This is a genomic window from Bacillus sp. KNSH39, from assembly GCF_052656585.1.
On the sequence record NZ_JBQXYO010000001.1, the window covers coordinates 3,950,001 to 3,972,178 of the forward strand.

Here is a 22,178-nt window from a genome sequence, read left to right on the forward strand (position 1 = left end):
AGGTTAAGGAGAGGGGTTAGCGTAAGCGAAGCTCTGAACTGAAGCCCCAGTAAACGGCGGCCGTAACTATAACGGTCCTAAGGTAGCGAAATTCCTTGTCGGGTAAGTTCCGACCCGCACGAAAGGTGTAACGATTTGGGCACTGTCTCAACCAGAGACTCGGTGAAATTATAGTACCTGTGAAGATGCAGGTTACCCGCGACAGGACGGAAAGACCCCGTGGAGCTTTACTGTAGCCTGATATTGAATTTTGGTACAGTTTGTACAGGATAGGCGGGAGCCATTGAAACCGGAGCGCTAGCTTCGGTGGAGGCGCTGGTGGGATACCGCCCTGACTGTATTGAAATTCTAACCTACGGGTCTTATCGACCCGGGAGACAGTGTCAGGTGGGCAGTTTGACTGGGGCGGTCGCCTCCTAAAGTGTAACGGAGGCGCCCAAAGGTTCCCTCAGAATGGTTGGAAATCATTCGTAGAGTGCAAAGGCATAAGGGAGCTTGACTGCGAGACCTACAAGTCGAGCAGGGACGAAAGTCGGGCTTAGTGATCCGGTGGTTCCGCATGGAAGGGCCATCGCTCAACGGATAAAAGCTACCCCGGGGATAACAGGCTTATCTCCCCCAAGAGTCCACATCGACGGGGAGGTTTGGCACCTCGATGTCGGCTCATCGCATCCTGGGGCTGTAGTCGGTCCCAAGGGTTGGGCTGTTCGCCCATTAAAGCGGTACGCGAGCTGGGTTCAGAACGTCGTGAGACAGTTCGGTCCCTATCCGTCGTGGGCGTAGGAAATTTGAGAGGAGCTGTCCTTAGTACGAGAGGACCGGGATGGACGCACCGCTGGTGTACCAGTTGTTCTGCCAAGGGCATAGCTGGGTAGCTATGTGCGGAAGGGATAAGTGCTGAAAGCATCTAAGCATGAAGCCCCCCTCAAGATGAGATTTCCCATAGCGTAAGCTAGTAAGATCCCTGAAAGATGATCAGGTTGATAGGTTCGAGGTGGAAGCATGGTGACATGTGGAGCTGACGAATACTAATAGATCGAGGACTTAACCATATAATATGTAGCAAATGTTATCTAGTTTTGAAGGAATATGCCTTCATAGTTTGGTGATGATGGCAGAGAGGTCACACCCGTTCCCATACCGAACACGGAAGTTAAGCTCTCTAGCGCCGATGGTAGTTGGGACCTTGTCCCTGTGAGAGTAGGACGTCGCCAAGCAACTAAACACGAGTCAAATGACTCGTGTTTTTTCGTGTTTTCTTTTATAATCCATAGTAATTAAAAAAATATGCTTAAATAATTACTATTTTGATTAAATGCAGGGGAATGTGGCTAGGATAGTGAATAAGCAAAAGAGTTGCAAATTTTATTAATACGTATATAATTAAAGTCAAAGATAGTCAAAGTCAATAAAGGTGGCGGATAAATGAGAAATATATCTGATATCATTGAGCAATATCTAAAGCAAGTTATTGACTTAAGTAATAATAATGTGATTGAAATCAAAAGAAATGAGATTGCGGATCGATTCGAGTGCGTACCATCTCAAATCAATTATGTAATCAATACCCGTTTTACATTAGAAAGAGGATTTGTAGTAGAAAGTAAACGTGGTGGAGGAGGTTACATTCGCATTATAAAAGTCAAACTGCATGATGATATAGACATTATTGATCAAATGCTTCATATGATTGATCATAGCGTTGCACAAGGGAATGCAGAGAGTATGATTATACGTTTATTAGAAGAGGGAATCATAACAGGCCGTGAAGCAAAATTAATGTTAAGTGTACTAGATCGTTCTGTATTATCAATGGATATTCCTTCTCGAGATGAACTTAGGGCTCGAATATTATGCGCAATGTTAAGAACACTGAAATATAAATAAATACAGCTTTTGTAAAAGAATGATAATTAAGATAGGGCAGTTAAATATTGTAGAAGTTTTGAAAAAGAGCATGTACTTTTATCTGAGTGGATTAAGGAAAGAGGACAATCTAGTAATGTATGAAAAGTATCATGAGGTAGATCGTTCCTGTTGTAAAGGTGGGGATATTGATGACTTGTCAAAACTGTAATATAAGACCAGCAACTTTACATTATACAAAAGTAATCAACGAGAAGAAGGCGGAAGTTCATCTTTGTGAGCAATGTGCGGAGCAAAGTGGCTATACGTCTTTCTTTCAATCATCACAGTCTAACTTTTCATTTCATGATGTATTTGCTGGTTTATTACACGGTGAATCAACAATGTTTGGAGAAGGAAAAAACGGGTTTTCAAATACAAATACAGTAAGATGTCCAGATTGTAAGATGACATATGAACATTTTACAAAAGTGGGACGCTTTGGTTGTGCTTCTTGTTACGATACATTTAAAGGACACTTAAACCCATTGTTAAAGCGACTTCATGGTGGACATACAGAACATTGTGGAAAAATTCCGGAACGAATGGAAGGAAATATCCACTTAAAGAAAGAATTAGATGAACTAAAACTTATTCTGAAACAATATGTACAGAATGAGGAGTTTGAGAAAGCTGCTGAGGTAAGAGATGAAATTCGAGGGCTTGAAACTCAGCTTAGTGAGCATAGAGAGGGGGAGTAGTTCTATGTCACTGGACAAAATTATGAATGAAGCGATTAGTCCATGGATGAAGGGGGATGGCCCTGATTCTGATATTGTTTTAAGTAGTCGAATTCGTTTGGCTCGTAATTTTAAGCAATATCAATTTTCTACTATGCAAAACGAAGAGGAAGCTCAAAAGGTTCAAGAATTATTTAAAAAGAAATTTATAAATAAAGCGGTAGAGCCCTTTGGGAAGTTTGGACTATTAAAAATGAATGAACTAACTCCTCTTCAAAGGAGAGTTTTAGTCGAAAAGCATTTAATTAGTCCAAATCTAGCAGGGACCGAATATGGAGCATGTCTGTTATCAGAAAGCGAACACATTAGTGTGATGCTTAATGAGGAAGACCACATTAGGATTCAGTGCCTATTTCCAGGACTACAGTTATCAAAGGCTCTTCAAAGCGCCAATCAAATAGATAATTGGATTGAGAAAGAGGTTGAATATGCTTTTGATGAATCACTTGGATATATTACGAGTTGTCCTACTAACGTTGGTACAGGATTAAGAGCTTCTGTAATGATTCATTTACCAGGGCTGGTTTTAACAAAAAGAATTAGCCGTATTATACAAGTAATTCAAAAATTAGGTTTAGTAGTAAGAGGAATATACGGTGAAGGTAGCGAAGCGTTAGGTAATATATTTCAAGTATCAAATCAAATGACGTTAGGGAAATCCGAAGAAGATATTATTGCAGATTTAAAGAGTGTCATGCAGCAAATTATACAACAAGAAAAATTGGCCAGAGAATTAATTGTACAAAATTCGAGCATTGAGCTTGAAGATAAGGTTTATCGTTCTTACGGTATACTAGCAAACAGTCGTTTAATTCAATCTGCAGAAGCGGCAACTTGCTTATCGGATGTACGACTCGGTATTGATCTAGGATATATAAAAGGTATATCGAGAAATATTTTGACTGAGCTAATGGTTCTTACGCAACCTGGTATTTTACAACAATATGCAGGAGGACCTTTAGGACCAGAAGAAAGAGATTATCGAAGAGCAACCTTAATCCGTGAGCGATTACGTATTGAAAAAAACTAAGCGCAAGTAGGAGGCGATTTCTATGATGTTTGGAAGATTTACAGAAAGAGCACAGAAAGTATTAGCTTTATCTCAAGAGGAAGCAATTCGCATTGGGCATAATAACATTGGAACAGAACATATTTTACTTGGGCTTGTACGCGAAGGTGAAGGAATTGCAGCAAAAGCGTTAATTGCTCTTGGATTGAGCCCGGAGAAAGTGCAAAAAGAGGTAGAAGCGTTAATTGGACGTGGAACAGAAGCTTCTCAAACTGTACATTATACACCTCGTGCTAAAAAAGTTATTGAATTGTCTATGGATGAAGCGCGTAAGCTAGGACATTCTTACGTTGGAACAGAACATATTTTACTTGGCTTAATCCGTGAAGGTGAAGGTGTAGCGGCACGTGTATTAAATAATTTAGGTGTAAGCCTCAACAAAGCAAGACAACAAGTGTTACAACTTCTTGGAAGTAACGAAGCAAGTTCAGGTCACCAAGGTGGTTCATCGACAAATGCAAATACACCGACACTAGACAGTTTAGCGCGCGACTTAACAGTTGTTGCACGTGAGAATCGTTTGGATCCTGTTATTGGACGTAGTAAAGAAATTCAACGTGTAATTGAAGTGTTAAGCCGTAGAACAAAAAACAATCCAGTGTTAATTGGAGAGCCTGGTGTAGGTAAAACAGCAATTGCTGAAGGGTTAGCACAGCAAATCGTAAATAATGAAGTTCCTGAAACGTTAAGAGATAAGCGTGTTATGACACTAGATATGGGGACAGTGGTAGCTGGGACGAAATATCGTGGTGAGTTTGAAGATCGTTTAAAGAAAGTAATGGATGAAATACGTCAAGCAGGGAATATTATTCTATTTATTGATGAACTTCATACATTAATCGGTGCAGGTGGAGCAGAAGGTGCAATCGATGCATCGAATATTTTAAAACCATCTTTAGCACGCGGAGAATTACAATGTATTGGTGCGACAACTTTAGATGAGTATCGTAAATATATTGAAAAGGATGCAGCTTTAGAGAGACGTTTCCAGCCAATTCATGTTGATGAGCCGAGTCTAGAAGAATCAACTCAAATCTTGAAAGGGTTACGCGATCGTTATGAGGCGCATCACCGTGTGTCTATTACAGATGATGCAATTGATGCAGCTGTAAAACTTTCTGATCGTTATATTACGGATCGTTTCTTACCGGATAAAGCAATTGATTTAATTGATGAAGCTGCTTCAAAAGTTCGCTTGCGTTCTTATACAACACCACCAAACTTAAAAGAGCTTGAAGTGAAGCTTGAGGAAATTCGAAAAGAAAAAGATGCGGCTGTACAAAGTCAAGAGTTTGAAAAGGCTGCTTCCTTACGTGATATGGAACAACGCTTACGTGAGAAATTGGAAGATACAAAACGTCAGTGGAAAGAGCAACAAGGAAAAGAAAATTCAGAGGTTACGGTAGAAGATATTGCAAATGTCGTTTCTACATGGACACGTATCCCTGTTTCTAAACTTGCACAAACAGAGACTGATAAATTATTAAACTTAGAATCCATTCTTCATGATCGTGTCATCGGTCAGGATGAAGCTGTAGTGGCTGTAGCGAAAGCTGTTCGTCGTGCAAGAGCAGGATTGAAAGATCCGAAACGTCCAATTGGTTCATTTATTTTCTTAGGGCCAACAGGTGTAGGTAAAACAGAATTAGCAAGAGCATTGGCAGAATCTATGTTCGGTGATGAGGATGCAATGATTCGCATTGATATGTCTGAGTATATGGAGAAACATTCAACTTCTCGCTTAGTTGGTTCTCCTCCAGGATATGTTGGGTATGAAGAAGGCGGACAATTAACAGAGAAGGTTCGTCGTAAGCCTTATTCAGTTGTCCTATTAGATGAAGTAGAGAAGGCACATCCTGATGTATTTAATATTCTACTACAGGTATTGGAAGATGGTCGTTTAACTGATTCTAAAGGACGTACAGTTGATTTCCGTAATACGATTGTTATTATGACGTCTAACGTTGGTGCTGAGGCGTTAAAACGTAACAAACATCTTGGATTTAACGTACAAGATGAAAGCCGTGATTATTCGGATATGAAAGGTAAAGTAATGGATGAGCTGAAAAAGGCATTTCGTCCAGAATTCTTAAACCGTATTGATGAAATTATCGTATTCCATATGCTTGAGAAAAAACATATTCAAGAAATTGTGACTCTTATGGTAAATCAGTTAGTGAATCGCTTAAAAGAACAAGAAATTGAATTGCACTTAACAGAAGGAGCGATTGCAGCTATTGCTGATAAAGGATTTGATCGTGAATATGGTGCTCGTCCACTACGTAGAGCAATTCAGAAGCATGTAGAAGATAGACTATCGGAAGAACTTTTAAAAGGTGCTATTGAGAAAGGTCAAAAAGTTATCTTTGATGTAGAAGGGGAAACATTTGTCATTCATAGTGCTGAAAAGGTAAAATAAGTATAGACAAACTAAGAGGGCTACGAGATAGCCCTCTTTCTTGTACGAGAAGGTCAAATGTTTATAGATGAAAGCGAAGTGAAATATAAAAAGATATGGCTAAAAAGAAAACAAAATTCACATGTCAAGAGTGTGGTTATCAATCACCAAAATATATGGGTAAATGTCCAGGGTGTGGTCAATGGAATTCGCTTGTTGAAGAGATGGAACCCGTTGTATCATCCAGACGCCTAAATTATGCAAATGCAATTCAAACAGAAGTAACAAAACCAAGACGTCTTACAGAAGTAGAAACAAAGTCTGAGGCACGTATTGAAACAAAATTTCAAGAGTTTAACCGTGTACTAGGTGGCGGAATTGTAGATGGATCTTTAGTACTTATTGGTGGGGACCCTGGGATTGGAAAATCAACGTTATTATTACAGATTTCCTCGCAATTAGCAGATGCTTCATATGATGTATTGTATATATCAGGTGAGGAGTCAGCAAAGCAGATTAAACTTCGTGCAGATCGTTTACATGTAAATGGTAGTAATCTATTTGTTGTATCAGAGACAGATTTACAGCGTATTGCAGCACATATTGAAGAGATGAATCCTGCTTTTGTTGTTATTGATTCTATTCAAACGATACATTTACCTGAGGTGACATCAGCTCCTGGTAGTGTGGCGCAAGTACGTGAATGTACAGCAGAATTAATGAAACTTGCAAAAACAAAGGGAATCCCAATTTTCATCGTAGGACATGTGACAAAAGAAGGTGCAATTGCGGGACCGCGTATGCTAGAACATATGGTCGATGCAGTTCTTTACTTTGAAGGAGATCGACACCATACATATCGTATTTTACGAGCTGTAAAGAATCGTTTTGGTTCTACGAATGAAATGGGTATCTTTGAAATGAAAGAACTTGGCCTTGCAGAAGTCTTAAATCCTTCTGAAATTTTCCTTGAGGAAAGACCAGTTGGAGTTGCAGGTTCAACAGTAGTTGCCTCAATGGAAGGAACAAGACCAGTTTTAGTAGAAATACAGGCATTAATTTCCCCTACTAGTTTTGGAAATCCTCGAAGAATGGCGACAGGAATTGATCATAATCGTGTCTCGCTTATTATGGCGGTACTAGAGAAAAGAACAGGTTTACTATTACAAAATCAAGATGCGTATTTAAAAGTAGCTGGTGGTTTGAAATTAGACGAACCGGCAATTGATTTAGCTGTCGCCTTAAGTATAGCTTCAAGTTTTAGAGATAAATCTACGGCACCAACTGATGCGGTAATAGGAGAAGTTGGATTAACTGGAGAAATAAGAAGAGTATCAAGAATTGAACAACGTGTACAAGAAGCAGCTAAATTAGGATTTCAACGTGCTATCATTCCTAGAAAAAATTTAGGGGGATGGACAATTCCAGAGGGGATTGAGGTTGTAGGTGTTTCTAATTTGGGAGAAGCGCTTCGTTTGACATTAGGAGGCTAGGCTATGGAAGAAAATAAGCAACGTGTCAAAAGTATGATTAACATTTTACAGCTCGTGGCCCCAGGAACACCACTGCGCGAAGGGATAGATAATGTACTTCGCGCACAAACGGGGGGACTAATTGTTCTTGGGTATAATGAGCAGATTAAAAGCATTGTTGATGGTGGTTTTCATATTAATTGCGCATTCTCTCCTGCTAGTTTATATGAATTAGCAAAAATGGATGGAGCACTTATTTTAAATGAAACTGGAAGTAAAATTTTAATTGCAAACGCACAGTTAGTTCCAGATTCATCTATTGATTCTATTGAAACAGGTATGCGTCACCGAACAGCAGAGCGTGTAGCAAAGCAGACGGGCAGCCTTGTTGTGGCCATTTCACAAAGACGTAATGTAATTACGCTATATCAAGGGAACTTACGTTATACATTAAAAGATATAGGTGTCATTTTAACGAAGGCAAATCAAGCAATTCAAACGCTAGAAAAATATAAGGCTGTATGGAATGACGGCATTACGAATTTGGGTATTCTAGAATTTGAAGAGGTCGTTACAATGTCCGAGGTGGTTCACGTTTTACATAGTGTTGAAATGGTGCTGCGTATTAAAAATGAAATATTGAGCTATATTCATGAGTTAGGAACAGAAGGTAGGTTAATTCGTTTACAGCTTACAGAATTACTAGCTGATTTAGAGGCAGAGGCAGCATTGTTAATTAAAGATTATCACCAGGAGAAAACACAAGACCATCATCAAATCTTGAAAAAGTTACAAGATCTTGCAAATACACAACTTTTAGAGGATAGTGATTTAGTTAAATTGCTTGGCTATCCAGGACAAACAAGTTTAGAAGAAAGTGTGACACCTAGAGGGTACCGAATCACAAGCAAGATTTCTCGTGTTCCGCCACTTATTATCGAGAATTTAATTAATCGATTTAAAACATTGCAAGGTGTTTGCCGAGCAACTATTAATGAATTGGATGATGTGGAAGGAATTGGAGAAGTGAGAGCGAAGAAAATACGAGAAGGTCTAAAAAGAATTCAAGAGCATCTCTATATGAGTAGACACAATTAAGAATATTACATTGATTCTATAATATAACGACACTAGAACATTTTTGGTATATGATATGATATATTGGTAAATAAAACTATTTACAAAAAAACACGTCCGCTTTTGCATTCGGCGTTTTGATTAGCGAAACAATGGTTAATAATGAGTAGGAGGTGGTTGGATGTTAAAACGGATTGTACAGCTCTTCTTTTTAGTGATCGGGGGAGCGTTAGGGATTTACTTAATCCCAAAAATTATTAATGTATTAGATATCGGTGCGGTTCCTTTGTTGGAAGGATCGTATGTTCGTGCAATTATTGGTGCAATTATTTTATTTTTAACAACATTTTGGCTTGTAGATTATATTGTTCAACTTATTAAGCATATTGAAGAGGCTCTGGTAAAGGCGCCTGTAGCAGATGTTTTATTTGGTACATTAGGATTAATCTCTGGTCTTATTGTTGCATATTTAATTTTGATACCAATTCGTGAATTTACAATTCCAGTTATTAGTACGGTGTTGCAAGTGTTCTTCACCCTTTTACTTGGATATTTAGGATTCCAAGTAGGATTTAAAAAGAGGAATGAATTGCTAGGATTATTTACATTACCCCAACGCGGAGGTAAGAAGAAAAACAATAGTGAGAATGAAGAGGTAGAGGTCGAAGCAGAAAAATCTACGACTCATTGGAAAATTCTCGATACGAGTGTAATTATTGACGGACGTATTGCAGATATTTGCCAAACAAAGTTTTTAGAAGGAACAATTGTCATTCCGCAATTCGTATTAGAAGAGCTTCAGCATATTGCCGATTCTTCAGATGCTTTAAAGCGTAATCGTGGCCGCAGAGGGCTAGACATTTTAAATCGTATTCAAAAGGAGATGCCAATTCCGGTAGAAATTTATGAAGGCGATTTCGATGATATCCAAGAAGTAGATAGCAAGCTTGTAAAGTTGGCAAAAATCACTGGTGGAACTGTAGTAACAAACGATTTCAATTTAAACAAAGTTTCTGAATTACAAGGGGTTACGGTGTTAAACATTAATGATTTAGCTAATGCGATTAAACCAGTCGTACTCCCTGGTGAAGAATTAAGTGTTTATGTTGTGAAAGATGGTAAAGAACAAAATCAAGGTGTTGCATACTTAGATGATGGTACGATGATTGTAGTAGAAGATGGTAGAGAGTATGTGGGTTCACAACTTGACGTACTTGTTACTAGCGTATTACAAACATCGGCTGGTCGTATGATTTTCGCAAAACGTAAATTGCTAGAAAAAGCATTATAAGTAGAGGATTATTAATATGTATACATTAATTATTCCGGCAGCGGGCCAAGGAAAACGAATGGGTGCTGGTAAAAATAAGTTATTTTTACTTATAGATGAAGTACCAATTATTGTGCACACATTGCGTGCTTTTGAAAAAGATAAAGCGTGCAAAAGTATTATTATGGCAATTAACGAAGAAGAACGCCCGTATTTTGAAGAGTTAATGCAGAAGTACCAGATTGAAAAGCACGTACAATTCATTCAGGGTGGAGCCGAAAGACAAGATAGCGTCTATAACGCACTTCAGTATGCGAGTGGTGTCGAATATGTTCTTGTGCATGACGGGGCGCGCCCGTTCGTAACGAATAAAGTGATTCGCGATGTATTAACTGCAGCAGAAAAATATGGAGCTTCCATTTGTGCAGTGCCAGTAAAAGATACTGTTAAGAAAGTAGAGCAGGGTGTTGTTGTAGAAACGGTAGAGCGATCTCAACTTAACGCTGTACAAACACCACAAGGATTCTCTGTTTCTCTTTTGCTAGAAGCTCATAGAAGCGCAAAGCAAAGTTGTTTTCTTGGCACAGATGATGCAAGTCTTGTAGAACGTGTTGGGAAGCGAGTAGGTGTAGTAGAGGGGAGTTACTATAATATTAAAGTGACGACTCCGGAAGATCTATTAATTGCTGAAAGTTTCCTACGTGTTCAAAAGAAATAACATTGATGACGTGTTAATAAAGAAAAGCTCGGCAACAGCCGGGCTTTTCTTTATAAGGATAGCGATATAATATAGAGTCATAAAGCTCAGTAGTTTAGCTTAAGGAGGAAGTAAGGATGTTTCGAATTGGACAAGGTTTTGATGTACATGAATTTGCGGAAGGGCGCCCGTTGATTATCGGTGGAATTACAATTCCACACGAGAAAGGATTAATCGGCCATTCAGATGCAGATGTATTGTTACATACGATTGCTGATGCATGTTTAGGTGCGATTGCAGCAGGAGATATCGGAAAGCATTTTCCTGATACAGACCCAGCTTTTAAAGATGCAGATTCAGCTGTATTGTTACAAAAAGTTTGGGAATTTGTGCGTGAACAAGGTTACGAGTTAGGAAATTTAGATTGTACAATTATTGCTCAAAAACCAAAAATGGCACCACATATTGAGAGTATGCGTAAGCGCATTAGTGAACTGTTAGAAACGTCTATCGATAACATTAATGTAAAGGCAACAACAACAGAAAAATTAGGATTTACAGGTAGAGAAGAAGGGATTGCTTCTCAAGCGGTTGTTTTATTACAGAAAAAATAATGGTTTTTAATTCGTAAGATGGATAATCACATTTTTTTGGTGTACAATTATAGAATGTGTTGACATTAAGAATGGAAGGTGTACCAATTATGGAAAAGCAAGTGAGAGTGCGCTACGCGCCAAGTCCAACAGGACACTTACATATCGGAAATGCGCGTACGGCATTATTTAATTATTTATTTGCTCGTCATTTAGATGGCAAATTTATTATTCGTATTGAAGATACTGATGTAAAACGTAACGTGGCTGGTGGAGAAGAAAGCCAATTAAAATACTTGAAATGGCTCGGTATGGACTGGGATGAAGGTGTTGATGTTGGTGGTGAATTTGGACCATATCGCCAAACAGAGCGTTTAGATATTTATAAAAAATTATATGAAGATTTATTAGAGCGTGGTCTAGCTTATAAATGTTATATGACAGAAGAAGAGCTAGAAGCAGAGCGTGAAGGACAAATCGCTCGCGGTGAAACACCTCGTTACGCAGGTAACCACCGTGAATTAACTGAAGAACAAGTGAAAGAATTTGAAGCTGAGGGACGTATTCCAAGTATTCGTTTCCGTGTACCAGCTGATCGTGACTACACATTCAAAGATATTGTAAAAGATGAAGTTGCGTTTCATTCAAATGATTTCGGTGATTTTGTTATTGTGAAAAAGGATGGAATTCCAACTTATAACTTTGCAGTAGCAGTAGATGATCATCTAATGGAAATTACACATGTACTTCGTGGTGATGATCATATTTCAAATACACCGAAACAAATGATGATTTATGAAGCTTTCGGCTGGGATATTCCACAATTCGGTCATATGACTCTAATTGTTAATGAAAGTCGTAAAAAGTTAAGTAAGCGTGATGAATCTATTATTCAATTTATTGAGCAATATAAAGAGCTTGGGTATCTTCCAGAAGCAATCTTTAACTTTATTGCACTACTAGGTTGGTCTCCGGTAGGAGAAGAAGAAATCTTCTCTAAAGATGAGTTTATCAAAATGTTCGATGCAGCTCGTTTATCAAAATCACCTGCATTATTTGATTCTCAAAAACTAAAATGGATGAACAACCAGTATATGAAAAAGCAAGATTTAGATACGGTTGTAGAGTTAAGCTTACCGCATTTAGTGAAAGCTGGACGTGTGGGAGAAACTTTAAGCGAACAAGACCAAGCTTGGATTCGTGATGTAATTGCTTTATACCATGAACAAATGAGTTTTGGAGCTGAAATTGTAGAGCTTTCTGAAATGTTCTTTAAAGATCATGTTGATTATGAAGAAGAAGGACAAGAAGTATTAAATGGTGAACAAGTACCTGAAGTACTTCGGGCATTTGCTGGTCAAATAGAAGCTCTAGAAGCAATGGAGCCAGCAGCAATTAAGGCAGCGATTAAAGCAGTTCAAAAGGAAACAGGACATAAAGGTAAAAATTTATTTATGCCAATCCGTGTTGCAACTACAGGACAAACGCATGGTCCAGAGCTTCCGAATGCTATTGCACTTCTTGGAAAAGAAAAAGTTTTAAATCGTCTTCAAAAAGTAATTGGTTAACATTTTCTAGGTTTAGAAATATAATAAGTATACCTAAAACCTAATAAGGAAAAGCGACGAGAAGGAGAAGTAGAAAATCAGGCTTTTTACAGAGAGAACCACCTTTAGGCTGGGAGTGGTTTATAAGCGGATTTTTGAAATGCCCCTTCGAGTCTTCTGCTGAACAGCGAATTGCTTCGTGGGATGTCTTAGGCCGCAAAGTAAGCAGAAGCGGTTTACACCGTTATCATGGATGAGTTTGAGGCTTTTTTAAGCCTAAACAGAGTGGAACCGCGCTTAAAAGGCGTCTCTGTCAATATGACAGAGACGCCTTTTTTTTATACCGTGTAAATAGGTATGAATATAGAATTTATCTCCTTATATAAAGAATTAGGGGAGAAGTGATGAGTTAGGGGAGTTAGTTCGCTCGACAAAAAAGCAGCCCATAAAGGGGAGGGAACACCGATGTTTAAGAGGCTTCGGGAAGATATTGAAGTCGTTTTTGAACAGGATCCAGCGGCAAGAGGTTATTTCGAAGTCATTTTAACTTACTCTGGATTACATGCAGTTTGGGCCCATCGAATTGCACATGCTTTTTATAAAAGAAATTTTTTCTTTCTTGCACGTTTTGTTTCACAAGTGAGCCGCTTTTTTACTGGCATTGAGATCCATCCAGGAGCAACAATTGGTCGACGTTTTTTCATAGATCATGGAATGGGAGTTGTAATCGGAGAAACTTGTGAAATTGGTGATAATGTAACGATTTATCAAGGGGTTACATTAGGTGGTACAGGAAAAGAAAAAGGAAAGAGGCATCCAACAATTCAGGATAATGTATTAATTGCGACGGGTGCTAAAGTTCTTGGTTCTATTACTGTGGGAGAGAATTCTAAAATCGGAGCAGGGTCTGTCGTATTAAAAGAAGTTCCTGCACATTCTACAGTTGTAGGTATACCTGGCCGTGTCGTTATTCAAAATGGAGTAAAGATTGGTCAAGAATTAAATCACTCTGACCTTCCGGATCCGATTTTTGATAAATTAAAGGCTATGGAAGTAGAACTTGATAAATTGAAGAAACAATTGGAATTAAAGGTAGAAAGGAAGGATAAAAATGACTATTCACATTTATAATACGTTAACACGTCAAAAAGAAGAGTTTGTTCCATTAGAAGAAAATAAGGTAAAGATGTATGTATGCGGACCTACAGTTTATAACTACATTCATATTGGGAATGCAAGGCCTCCTATGGTATTCGATACAGTGCGTCGTTATTTAGAATACAAAGGATACGATGTGCAATATGTATCTAACTTTACGGATGTAGATGATAAATTAATTAAAGCGGCAAATGAATTAGGTGAAGATGTACCGACAATTGCTGATCGTTTTGTTGAAGCGTACTTTGAAGATGTAACAGCACTAGGTTGCAAACACGCAACAGTTCATCCTCGTGTAACAGAAAATATGGATATCATTATTGAATTTATTCAAGAACTTGTGAATAAAGGGTATGCATATGAATCAGAGGGTGATGTGTACTTTAAGACGAAGGAATTCGAAGGTTACGGTAAATTATCACATCAACCAATCGCAGATTTACGTCACGGTGCTCGTATTGAGGTAGGGGAAAAGAAACAAGACCCTCTTGATTTTGCTTTATGGAAAGCTGCGAAAGAAGGAGAAATCTTCTGGGAAAGCCCTTGGGGGCAAGGACGTCCAGGATGGCATATTGAATGCTCAGCAATGGCGCGTAAGTACTTAGGGGATACAATTGACATTCATGCTGGTGGTCAAGACTTGGCTTTCCCACATCATGAAAATGAAATTGCGCAGTCAGAGGCATTGACTGGAAAAACGTTTGCACGTTACTGGATGCATAATGGATATATTAATATTAATAATGAGAAGATGTCTAAATCGCTTGGTAACTTTATTTTAGTTCACGATATTATTAAGCAATACGACCCGCAGTTAATTAGATTCTTTATGTTATCAGTACACTATCGTCACCCGATTAACTTTAGTGAAGAGTTATTACAAAGTACGAATAATGGACTGGAAAGAATTAAAACAGCTTATGGAAACTTAAAGCATCGTATGGAGAGTAGTACGGATTTAACGGATCATAATGAGAAATGGTTAGCTGAAATAGAGAAATTCCAGACTGCATTTGAAGAGGCAATGAATGATGACTTTAACACTGCAAATGCAATTACCGAATTATACAACGTAGCAAATCATGCAAATCAATATTTACTTGAAGAGCATACATCTAAAGTTGTGATTGAAGCATACGTAAAACAACTGGAAACGTTATTTGATATTTTAGGATTAGAATTATCAAAAGAAGAATTACTGGATGAAGAAATTGAAGAGCTTATCCAAAAGCGCATTGAAGCTCGTAAAAATCGTGATTTTGCATTGTCTGATCAAATTCGTGACGATTTAAAAGAACGTAATATTATTTTAGAAGATACCGCTCAAGGTACAAGATGGAAAAGAGGATAAGGATGATCGATGCAAAGCAATTAAACAGCTTGGCGTTAGCGTATATGGGTGATGCGGTATATGAACAATATATCCGCTATCACCTCCTTCAAAAAGGAAAAGTTCGCCCTAATCAATTACACCGCTTAGGGACGAGCTTTGTTTCAGCAAAAGCACAGGCGAAAGTTGTTTATCATTTATTAGAGACGGCATTTTTGACAGAGGAAGAAGAGGCGGTATTAAGAAGAGGGCGTAATGCAAATTCAGGTACAGTTCCGAAAAATACGGATGTACAAACATATCGACATAGTACAGCCTTTGAAGCGCTAATTGGTTATCATCATTTATTAAATAATCGTGAAAGATTAGACGAAATTGTATATAAGGCAATTGCAGTTTTAGAAGAAAAGGAAGGGGGCACATCATCATGACTAGTGAATATATTATCGGACGTAACCCTGTAATTGAAGCGTTAAGATCAGGGAGAGATATTAATAAAATTTGGATCGCAGAAGGTGCTGCCAAAGGACAAGTACAAATTGTACTAGCGTTAGCGAAAGAAAATAAGATTATTTTACAACATGCACCAAAGAAAAAGTTAGATCAATTAGTTGAGGGTAATCATCAAGGTGTAATTGCTCAAGTAGCTGCATATCAGTATGCAGAGTTAGAAGATTTATTCAAAGTGGCAGAAAAACGTAATGAAGATCCATTCTTCTTGATTTTAGATGAGATTGAAGATCCGCATAACCTAGGTTCTATTATGCGTACTGCCGATGCAACAGGAGCTCATGGAATTATTATTCCGAAGAGAAGAGCTGTGGGACTTACAGCATCAGTTGCGAAAGCATCAACAGGAGCGATTGAATACATTCCTGTTGCGCGCGTAACAAACTTATCTCGTACAATTGATGAATTAAAAGAGCGTGGACTTTGGATTGCTGGTACAGATGCTAAAGGGAAAACGGATTACCGTAATTTAGATGGTACAATGCCGATTGGGTTAGTAATTGGTAGTGAAGGAAAAGGTATGAGTCGTATTATTGGTGAAAAGTGTGATTTCTTAATCACTTTACCGATGGTTGGTAAAGTTACATCCTTAAATGCTTCAGTAGCCGCAAGTTTGTTAATGTATGAGGTATATCGTAAACGTCACGAAATTGGTAAATAAAAAATGAACGATATTTTAATCGTTGACGGTTACAACATTATCGGAGCTTGGGGAGATTTGAAGAAACTGCGGGATGTAGATTTACAATCATCAAGAGATGCGCTTATTGATAAGATGGCGGATTATCAAGGTTATACAGGTACAAAAGTGATGATAGTCTTTGATGCCTATACAGTCCATGGTATTGAAAAAAAGATGAAACAATCTCGTGTAGAAGTAATATTCACACGAAAGAATCAAACTGCAGACGAAAAGATAGAGCAACTTGCGATAGAGCTTAGAAATATAAATACACAAATATATGTTGCGACTTCGGATTATACAGAACAATGGGTTATATTTGGGCAAGGTGCCCTTCGAAAATCTGCGCGTGAATTAGAGTTGGAAGTACAAGCGATGGAACAACAAGTAAGAAGGCGCACAAAAGACACGAAAGAACAGCAGCCCGCCATGCGAAAGATATTTAGTAAAGATATTACAGAAAAATTAGAAAAATTAAGAAGAGGAGAGCGTTGAAGCATTGACGCTCTTTATCTTTTTACTGTATAATATTGCTAAATAAATAGCGGTCGGAGGGATCAAGGTGGAAGCAGGCTTCGTAAGTATAGGCGACGTTACATTTCGTGATTTAGAGGATGAGGCAATCGTTGAGTTAGTTCGAAAAGGTAATACTGACGCTCTAGAATATTTAATTCACAAGTATAAGAACTTTGTTCGTGCGAAATCAAGATCTTACTTTTTAGTGGGTGCCGATCGAGAAGACATTGTTCAAGAAGGTATGATAGGGTTGTTTAAAGCAATTCGTGATTATAAAGAGGACAAGCTGTCTTCATTCAAAGCATTTGCTGAACTATGTATCACTCGACAAATTATTACCGCTATTAAAACGGCAACAAGACAAAAACATATTCCTTTAAATTCGTATGTGTCTTTAGATAAGCCGATTTACGATGAGGAATCTGATCGAACGTTATTGGATGTTATTTCTGAAGCGAAGGTGACTGATCCTGAAGAGATGATCATTAGCCAGGAAGAATATACAGACATAGAATCGAAAATATCTGAATTATTAAGCGATTTAGAAAGGAAAGTGCTTTCTTTATATTTAGATGGTCGTTCTTATCAAGAGATTTCAGAACAGTTAAACAGGCATGTGAAATCTATTGATAACGCTTTACAAAGAGTAAAGAGAAAATTGGAACGATATATGGAAATGAGAGAAAGTACAACTTTAAATTCATAAGAAGTAACAAGTGCTACAGGTGTAAAATAAATCACCTGTTTTCTTTTGTAGAGAGTACAAAATGCATGTCATTGACATTGTCTTTTATTGTATGATACATTTTTAGGGACATAATGTTACAAGGTTGGTGTAACTAATGAGGAAAAAAGTTGTACTCTCATGTGAAGAGTGTAAAAATCGAAACTACTCTACTATGAAAGATACGAGCTCAATAGAGCGACTTGAAATAAAAAAGTTTTGTAAAACATGCAATCAGCATACAGTTCACAAGGAAACAAAATAAATAATTGAAATAATACACTGGAGGTCCCGCAGATGCGTTTAACGAACTTTTTCGGCGATGTAGGTCGCGAAATGAAAAAAGTAAGTTGGCCTAAAAAAGATGAATTACTCCGCTCAACAGCGACTGTTGTTGCTACAGTTGTGTTCTTTGCGATTTTCTTCGCAGTAGTTGATATGGGCATTTCTTCTTTAATTCGGTTAATTCTTGGTTAATTCTTGAATAAGAAGCACTTATCCATGATATAATGTTATTTATAAGAACTGTGTAAAAGCCCGGTGAACGGGTTTTTTCATTTGCGCAAAAAAATGTACGTCAGGGAGGGAAGGACGCTCGTCCTAAATGAATGGAAAAAAGTTGGTATGTTGTCCATACTTATTCTGGATATGAAAATAAAGTAAAAGCAAACCTAGAGAAACGTGTAGAATCAATGGGTATGCAAGATAAAATTTTCCGTGTTGTTGTCCCGGAAGAAGTAGAAGTAGAAATGAAAAACGGAAAAGAAAAATTAATGAAAAGAAAAGTGTTCCCAGGTTATGTATTAGTAGAATTAATCATGACTGATGACTCTTGGTATGTTGTACGTAACACGCCGGGTGTAACTGGGTTCGTTGGTTCTTCTGGTTCTGGATCTAAACCATCACCTCTATTAGAAGAGGAAGTTGTTACCATTATGAAACATATGGGAATGGACAACGAAGTGGTTGATTTCGACTTTGAACTTCATGAGACAGTACGTGTAAATGAGGGGCCATTCGCAGATTATACAGGTGCTATTGAAGAAATTGATGTGGAGAAGAAAAAGGTTAGCGTGCTTGTGGACATGTTTGGTCGCGAGACTCCAGTTGAACTTGACTTCCATCAAATTGAAAAATTATAAAATGAAACTTGAAATGAATTGTAAAAAGTGATAATATCTTTTAAGTCAGTACGTCTTCGTTATCGGAGACGTTTTTTGAAAGATTTTATCCTTACAGATAAAATATGACGTGGGAGGGCAAATCACTGTCCAATTGACCACATCACGGACTTAAGGAGGTGTGTCTCGTGGCTAAAAAGGTAATTAAAATGGTAAAGCTTCAAATTCCTGCAGGTAAAGCTAACCCAGCTCCACCAGTTGGTCCAGCATTAGGACAAGCAGGTGTTAACATCATGGGCTTCTGTAAAGAGTTTAACGCTCGTACAGCAGATCAAGCTGGTCTTATCATCCCTGTTGAAATTACGGTATTTGAGGACCGTTCATTCACTTTCATTACTAAAACTCCTCCTGCTGCTGTTCTTCTTAAGAAAGTAGCTGGTATTGAGTCTGGTTCTGGTGAACCAAACCGTAATAAAGTGGCAACTGTTAAGCGTGATAAAGTACGCGAAATCGCTGAAACTAAAATGCCTGACCTAAACGCTGCTAGCGTAGAAGCTGCAATGCGTATGGTTGAAGGTACTGCACGCAGTATGGGCATCGTTATCGAAGACTAATTCGATTTGTTTTAAAAAAGGTTGCGGGTCTGGAATTCCAATTCGCAACCTTTATTATCGTAAATGATTATCGTTTTTAAATAAATGGATGGCGCTCATCCTCAGGTTATACCTGAAAACAGGCGTAAACGTGGGAGGTTATTCCGCTAAAACCACATTCGAGGAGGAAATAAAAATGGCTAAAAGAGGTAAAAAGTACGTAGAAGCTGCAAAGCTTGTTGATCGTGCAGCTGCTTACTCTGCAACAGAAGCAGTAGAATTAGTAAAGAAAACAAACACAGCTAAATTTGATGCAACTGTAGAAGCTGCATTCCGTTTAGGTGTTGACCCTAAGAAAGCTGACCAACAAATCCGTGGCGCAGTTGTTCTTCCACACGGTACTGGTAAAGTACAACGTGTATTAGTATTTGCTAAAGGTGAAAAAGCTAAAGAAGCTGAAGCTGCTGGAGCTGACTTCGTAGGCGATACTGATTACATCGGTAAAATCCAACAAGGTTGGTTCGATTTCGATGTAGTAGTAGCAACTCCTGACATGATGGGTGAAGTTGGTAAACTTGGTCGCGTATTAGGACCTAAAGGTTTAATGCCAAACCCTAAAACTGGAACAGTTACTTTCGATGTAACTAAAGCTGTTAACGAAATCAAAGCTGGTAAAGTTGAATACCGCGTTGATAAAGCTGGTAACATCCACGTTCCAATCGGTAAAGTATCTTTCGAAGATGCTAAATTAGTAGAAAACTTCAAAACAATTGCTGACACTTTACAAAAAGTTAAGCCAGCTGCTGCAAAAGGTACTTACATGAAGAACGTAACAGTTGCTTCTACAATGGGACCTGGCGTACGTGTAGACGTTTCTACATTAGCGTAAATTTTGGAAGTTGACTTCATAAAGAAGTTTTAATATAATCATTTATGTTGTGAATTTAATTAGTGTACCGTAGACAGTAGGTGTCAATAGACTTAATTTCCTACCTAGGTGTTAATATACGAAGCGGAATCTTTTTTCTGTGACTATATGCCTCCATGTCTACAAGTTGGGCATGGAGGTTTTTAGTGCACTTTCGGTACATCTTCTATATAATCTACAGGAGGTGTAATAACATGAGCAAAGTAATCGAAACTAAACAACAAGTTGTAACTGAAATCGCGGACAAACTTCGCGCTAGTAAATCTACAATCGTTGTTGACTACCGTGGTTTAACAGTTTCTGAAGCAACAGAATTACGTAAGCAATTACGTGAAGCTGGCGTTGAGTTCAAAGTTTACAAAAACTCTCTAACTCGTCGTGCTGCAGAATCTGCTGAAATGGCTGAGTTAAATGAATTCTTAACAGGACCAAACGCAATCGCGTTCAGTAACGAGGATGTAGTTGCTCCTGCGAAAGTATTAAACGACTTCGCTAAAGATCATGAAGCTTTAGAAATTAAAGCGGGCGTAATCGAAGGTAAACTTGTAACACTTGATGAGGTTAAAGCAATCGCTACTCTTCCATCACGTGAAGGCTTACTTTCTATGCTTCTTAGCGTTCTTCAAGCTCCAATCCGTAACCTTGCACTTGCTACTAAAGCAGTTGCAGACCAAAAGGAAGAGCAAGGCGCTTAATTTTTTAAAAGATAATTACGTATTATCGATAAAACAATACAAACCTATTTAAGGGAGGATATTTACAATGACTAAAGAACAAATCATTGAAGCAGTTAAATCTATGACTGTATTAGAACTTAACGACTTAGTAAAAGCTATCGAGGAAGAATTCGGCGTAACTGCTGCTGCTCCTGTAGCTGTTGCTGGTGGCGCTGGAGAAGCTGCTGCTGAGAAAACTGAATTTGATGTGGAACTAACTAGCGCTGGTGCACAAAAAATCAAAGTTATCAAAGTTGTTCGTGAAATCACTGGTCTTGGCTTAAAAGAAGCTAAAGAATTAGTTGACAACACTCCAAAAGTAATCAAAGAAGCTGCTGCTAAAGAAGAAGCTGAAGAAATCAAAGCTAAACTTGAAGAAGTTGGCGCTGCTGTAGAAGTTAAGTAATTAACTTTTGATGCTTTAAAAAAAGCTCGCTCTCATGCGAGCTTTTTTTTTAACTGTAAAGAAAAGAGGTGGCCATATGGCAGACCATTATTTTTCTAACGACCCTTCTAGTAAAAGTGATCGTAAGCGATGGGAGTTTGACCTTCGTGGATCTCGATTTACTTTCTTATCTGACCATGGGGTGTTCTCGAAAAACGAAGTGGACTTTGGTTCCCGTCTTTTAATTGAAGCGTTTCAAATGCCAGATATTAAAGGTAATATATTAGACGTAGGTTGCGGATACGGTCCTATTGGTTTGTCGTTAGCGAAAGAGTTTCAAGGTCGTGAAGTTCACATGGTGGATGTGAATGAGAGGGCACTTGGGCTTGCGAAAGAAAACGCCGCTAATAACAAAATCGAGAATATACGTATTTTTCAAAGTAGCGTCTATGAAAATGTAGATGGTAAGTATGCTGCTATTCTATCTAACCCTCCAATTCGTGCGGGTAAAGATATCGTACATGAGATTTTAGAAAAAGCTGTGGAGTATTTAGTTCCAGGTGGAGAACTTTGGATTGTTATTCAAAAGAAACAAGGTGCACCGTCTGCGCTAAAAAAACTAGAAGAAGTATTTTCTGAGGTTGAGGTTGTAGAAAAGAAAAAAGGATATTATATCATAAAATCAAAAAAACGTTGACGGTTATTTTTGGCTATGTTAACATTATACAATGCCAATATATGATTTTC

At 38.1% G+C, this 22,178-nt stretch carries 24 protein-coding genes, 2 rRNA genes and 2 other annotated features (1 of these 28 only partly in view); all 26 genes read left to right on the top strand.

From position 1 onward, the window contains the following. Positions 1–1,052: ribosomal RNA gene (locus tag ACUL40_RS20175) — 23S ribosomal RNA — on the top strand; it begins 1,870 nt to the left of the window's first position. 49 nt (positions 1,053–1,101) lie between these two features. Then, positions 1,102–1,217, top strand: a 5S ribosomal RNA gene (rrf, locus tag ACUL40_RS20180). 208 nt (positions 1,218–1,425) lie between these two features. After that, positions 1,426–1,887 (top strand): transcriptional regulator CtsR, encoded by a 462-nt coding sequence (gene ctsR, locus ACUL40_RS20185; protein WP_001244565.1) that lies wholly within the window; start codon positions 1,426–1,428, stop codon positions 1,885–1,887. Between the two features lie 170 nt (positions 1,888–2,057). Continuing rightward, positions 2,058–2,606, top strand: coding sequence for a UvrB/UvrC motif-containing protein (locus ACUL40_RS20190; RefSeq protein ID WP_000128399.1), 549 nt, complete (start codon positions 2,058–2,060; stop codon positions 2,604–2,606). 4 nt (positions 2,607–2,610) lie between these two features. Next, positions 2,611–3,675 (top strand): protein arginine kinase, encoded by a 1,065-nt coding sequence (locus tag ACUL40_RS20195; protein WP_000050842.1) that lies wholly within the window; start codon positions 2,611–2,613, stop codon positions 3,673–3,675. Positions 3,676–3,697: 22 nt separating this feature from the next. After that, entirely contained in the window at positions 3,698–6,133 is a 2,436-nt protein-coding gene (clpC, locus tag ACUL40_RS20200) for an ATP-dependent protease ATP-binding subunit ClpC (RefSeq protein WP_000971183.1), read from the top strand. 95 nt (positions 6,134–6,228) lie between these two features. Then, on the top strand, positions 6,229–7,605 hold the full coding sequence (radA, locus tag ACUL40_RS20205; RefSeq protein ID WP_001085202.1) for a DNA repair protein RadA: 1,377 nt from the start codon (positions 6,229–6,231) through the stop codon (positions 7,603–7,605). 3 nt (positions 7,606–7,608) lie between these two features. Continuing rightward, positions 7,609–8,682 (top strand): DNA integrity scanning diadenylate cyclase DisA, encoded by a 1,074-nt coding sequence (gene disA, locus ACUL40_RS20210; RefSeq protein WP_000392163.1) that lies wholly within the window; start codon positions 7,609–7,611, stop codon positions 8,680–8,682. 160 nt (positions 8,683–8,842) lie between these two features. Further along, the gene (locus tag ACUL40_RS20215) at positions 8,843–9,952 is read left to right on the top strand and encodes a PIN/TRAM domain-containing protein (protein WP_000919677.1); all 1,110 of its coding nucleotides are present in this window, start codon (positions 8,843–8,845) and stop codon (positions 9,950–9,952) included. Between the two features lie 16 nt (positions 9,953–9,968). Then, entirely contained in the window at positions 9,969–10,649 is a 681-nt protein-coding gene (gene ispD, locus ACUL40_RS20220; protein ID WP_445423112.1) for a 2-C-methyl-D-erythritol 4-phosphate cytidylyltransferase, read from the top strand. Between the two features lie 116 nt (positions 10,650–10,765). Continuing rightward, the gene (gene ispF / locus ACUL40_RS20225; RefSeq protein WP_000488386.1) at positions 10,766–11,242 is read left to right on the top strand and encodes a 2-C-methyl-D-erythritol 2,4-cyclodiphosphate synthase; all 477 of its coding nucleotides are present in this window, start codon (positions 10,766–10,768) and stop codon (positions 11,240–11,242) included. A gap of 89 nt (positions 11,243–11,331) precedes the next feature. Beyond that, positions 11,332–12,789: a glutamate--tRNA ligase gene (gltX, locus tag ACUL40_RS20230; RefSeq protein WP_000415143.1), complete on the top strand. Its 1,458-nt coding sequence runs from the start codon at positions 11,332–11,334 to the stop codon at positions 12,787–12,789. A 47-nt stretch (positions 12,790–12,836) separates the two neighbouring features. Further along, positions 12,837–13,083, top strand: a binding site (T-box leader). 150 nt (positions 13,084–13,233) lie between these two features. Beyond that, complete coding sequence (gene cysE / locus ACUL40_RS20235) at positions 13,234–13,899, top strand: serine O-acetyltransferase (RefSeq protein WP_000476497.1); 666 nt, start codon at positions 13,234–13,236, stop codon at positions 13,897–13,899. Beyond that, complete coding sequence (cysS, locus tag ACUL40_RS20240) at positions 13,880–15,277, top strand: cysteine--tRNA ligase (protein ID WP_000152276.1); 1,398 nt, start codon at positions 13,880–13,882, stop codon at positions 15,275–15,277. Before cysE ends, cysS begins: the two co-directional genes overlap by 20 nt. A 2-nt stretch (positions 15,278–15,279) precedes the next feature. Then, positions 15,280–15,687, top strand: coding sequence for a Mini-ribonuclease 3 (locus ACUL40_RS20245; protein ID WP_000564261.1), 408 nt, complete (start codon positions 15,280–15,282; stop codon positions 15,685–15,687). Further along, a complete protein-coding gene (rlmB, locus tag ACUL40_RS20250; protein WP_000200237.1) occupies positions 15,684–16,427 on the top strand; it encodes a 23S rRNA (guanosine(2251)-2'-O)-methyltransferase RlmB in 744 nt (247 codons plus the stop codon). The genes ACUL40_RS20245 and rlmB overlap by 4 nt, the downstream gene beginning before the upstream one ends. 3 nt (positions 16,428–16,430) lie before the next feature. After that, positions 16,431–16,943, top strand: coding sequence for an NYN domain-containing protein (locus tag ACUL40_RS20255; RefSeq protein ID WP_000997886.1), 513 nt, complete (start codon positions 16,431–16,433; stop codon positions 16,941–16,943). Positions 16,944–17,010: 67 nt separating this feature from the next. After that, on the top strand, positions 17,011–17,670 hold the full coding sequence (locus ACUL40_RS20260; RefSeq protein WP_000387193.1) for an RNA polymerase sporulation sigma factor SigH: 660 nt from the start codon (positions 17,011–17,013) through the stop codon (positions 17,668–17,670). Positions 17,671–17,806: 136 nt separating this feature from the next. Continuing rightward, positions 17,807–17,953, top strand: a complete 147-nt coding sequence (rpmG, locus tag ACUL40_RS20265; protein ID WP_014481927.1) for a 50S ribosomal protein L33 — start codon at positions 17,807–17,809, stop codon at positions 17,951–17,953. Between the two features lie 32 nt (positions 17,954–17,985). Beyond that, the gene (secE, locus tag ACUL40_RS20270; protein WP_001241323.1) at positions 17,986–18,165 is read left to right on the top strand and encodes a preprotein translocase subunit SecE; all 180 of its coding nucleotides are present in this window, start codon (positions 17,986–17,988) and stop codon (positions 18,163–18,165) included. Positions 18,166–18,296: 131 nt separating this feature from the next. Further along, positions 18,297–18,830 (top strand): transcription termination/antitermination protein NusG, encoded by a 534-nt coding sequence (gene nusG, locus ACUL40_RS20275; RefSeq protein WP_000415794.1) that lies wholly within the window; start codon positions 18,297–18,299, stop codon positions 18,828–18,830. A 167-nt stretch (positions 18,831–18,997) separates the two neighbouring features. Then, positions 18,998–19,423 (top strand): 50S ribosomal protein L11, encoded by a 426-nt coding sequence (gene rplK / locus ACUL40_RS20280; protein WP_001085872.1) that lies wholly within the window; start codon positions 18,998–19,000, stop codon positions 19,421–19,423. A 175-nt stretch (positions 19,424–19,598) separates the two neighbouring features. Continuing rightward, positions 19,599–20,291, top strand: a complete 693-nt coding sequence (gene rplA, locus ACUL40_RS20285) for a 50S ribosomal protein L1 (RefSeq protein WP_001987630.1) — start codon at positions 19,599–19,601, stop codon at positions 20,289–20,291. A gap of 49 nt (positions 20,292–20,340) precedes the next feature. Continuing rightward, positions 20,341–20,485, top strand: a sequence feature (ribosomal protein L10 leader region). Positions 20,486–20,524: 39 nt separating this feature from the next. After that, positions 20,525–21,025 carry a 50S ribosomal protein L10 gene (rplJ, locus tag ACUL40_RS20290; RefSeq protein WP_000048716.1) on the top strand — a complete coding sequence of 167 codons (501 nt, stop codon included), beginning with the start codon at positions 20,525–20,527 and terminating at the stop codon, positions 21,023–21,025. A gap of 67 nt (positions 21,026–21,092) precedes the next feature. Beyond that, on the top strand, positions 21,093–21,452 hold the full coding sequence (gene rplL, locus ACUL40_RS20295; protein WP_000159736.1) for a 50S ribosomal protein L7/L12: 360 nt from the start codon (positions 21,093–21,095) through the stop codon (positions 21,450–21,452). Between the two features lie 76 nt (positions 21,453–21,528). Beyond that, positions 21,529–22,128, top strand: coding sequence for a class I SAM-dependent methyltransferase (locus ACUL40_RS20300; RefSeq protein WP_000763268.1), 600 nt, complete (start codon positions 21,529–21,531; stop codon positions 22,126–22,128). Positions 22,129–22,178 lie beyond the last annotated feature (50 nt).

Coding starts and splice junctions, on each gene's coding strand:
- ctsR (WP_001244565.1), top strand. CDS start 1,426: ATGAGAAATATATCTGATATCATTGAGCAATATCTAAAGCAAGTTATT.
- ACUL40_RS20190 (WP_000128399.1), top strand. CDS start 2,058: ATGACTTGTCAAAACTGTAATATAAGACCAGCAACTTTACATTATACA.
- ACUL40_RS20195 (WP_000050842.1), top strand. CDS start 2,611: ATGTCACTGGACAAAATTATGAATGAAGCGATTAGTCCATGGATGAAG.
- clpC (WP_000971183.1), top strand. CDS start 3,698: ATGATGTTTGGAAGATTTACAGAAAGAGCACAGAAAGTATTAGCTTTA.
- radA (WP_001085202.1), top strand. CDS start 6,229: ATGGCTAAAAAGAAAACAAAATTCACATGTCAAGAGTGTGGTTATCAA.
- disA (WP_000392163.1), top strand. CDS start 7,609: ATGGAAGAAAATAAGCAACGTGTCAAAAGTATGATTAACATTTTACAG.
- ACUL40_RS20215 (WP_000919677.1), top strand. CDS start 8,843: ATGTTAAAACGGATTGTACAGCTCTTCTTTTTAGTGATCGGGGGAGCG.
- ispD (WP_445423112.1), top strand. CDS start 9,969: ATGTATACATTAATTATTCCGGCAGCGGGCCAAGGAAAACGAATGGGT.
- ispF (WP_000488386.1), top strand. CDS start 10,766: ATGTTTCGAATTGGACAAGGTTTTGATGTACATGAATTTGCGGAAGGG.
- gltX (WP_000415143.1), top strand. CDS start 11,332: ATGGAAAAGCAAGTGAGAGTGCGCTACGCGCCAAGTCCAACAGGACAC.
- cysE (WP_000476497.1), top strand. CDS start 13,234: ATGTTTAAGAGGCTTCGGGAAGATATTGAAGTCGTTTTTGAACAGGAT.
- cysS (WP_000152276.1), top strand. CDS start 13,880: ATGACTATTCACATTTATAATACGTTAACACGTCAAAAAGAAGAGTTT.
- ACUL40_RS20245 (WP_000564261.1), top strand. CDS start 15,280: ATGATCGATGCAAAGCAATTAAACAGCTTGGCGTTAGCGTATATGGGT.
- rlmB (WP_000200237.1), top strand. CDS start 15,684: ATGACTAGTGAATATATTATCGGACGTAACCCTGTAATTGAAGCGTTA.
- ACUL40_RS20255 (WP_000997886.1), top strand. CDS start 16,431: ATGAACGATATTTTAATCGTTGACGGTTACAACATTATCGGAGCTTGG.
- rpmG (WP_014481927.1), top strand. CDS start 17,807: ATGAGGAAAAAAGTTGTACTCTCATGTGAAGAGTGTAAAAATCGAAAC.
- secE (WP_001241323.1), top strand. CDS start 17,986: ATGCGTTTAACGAACTTTTTCGGCGATGTAGGTCGCGAAATGAAAAAA.
- nusG (WP_000415794.1), top strand. CDS start 18,297: ATGGAAAAAAGTTGGTATGTTGTCCATACTTATTCTGGATATGAAAAT.
- rplA (WP_001987630.1), top strand. CDS start 19,599: ATGGCTAAAAGAGGTAAAAAGTACGTAGAAGCTGCAAAGCTTGTTGAT.
- rplJ (WP_000048716.1), top strand. CDS start 20,525: ATGAGCAAAGTAATCGAAACTAAACAACAAGTTGTAACTGAAATCGCG.
- rplL (WP_000159736.1), top strand. CDS start 21,093: ATGACTAAAGAACAAATCATTGAAGCAGTTAAATCTATGACTGTATTA.
- ACUL40_RS20300 (WP_000763268.1), top strand. CDS start 21,529: ATGGCAGACCATTATTTTTCTAACGACCCTTCTAGTAAAAGTGATCGT.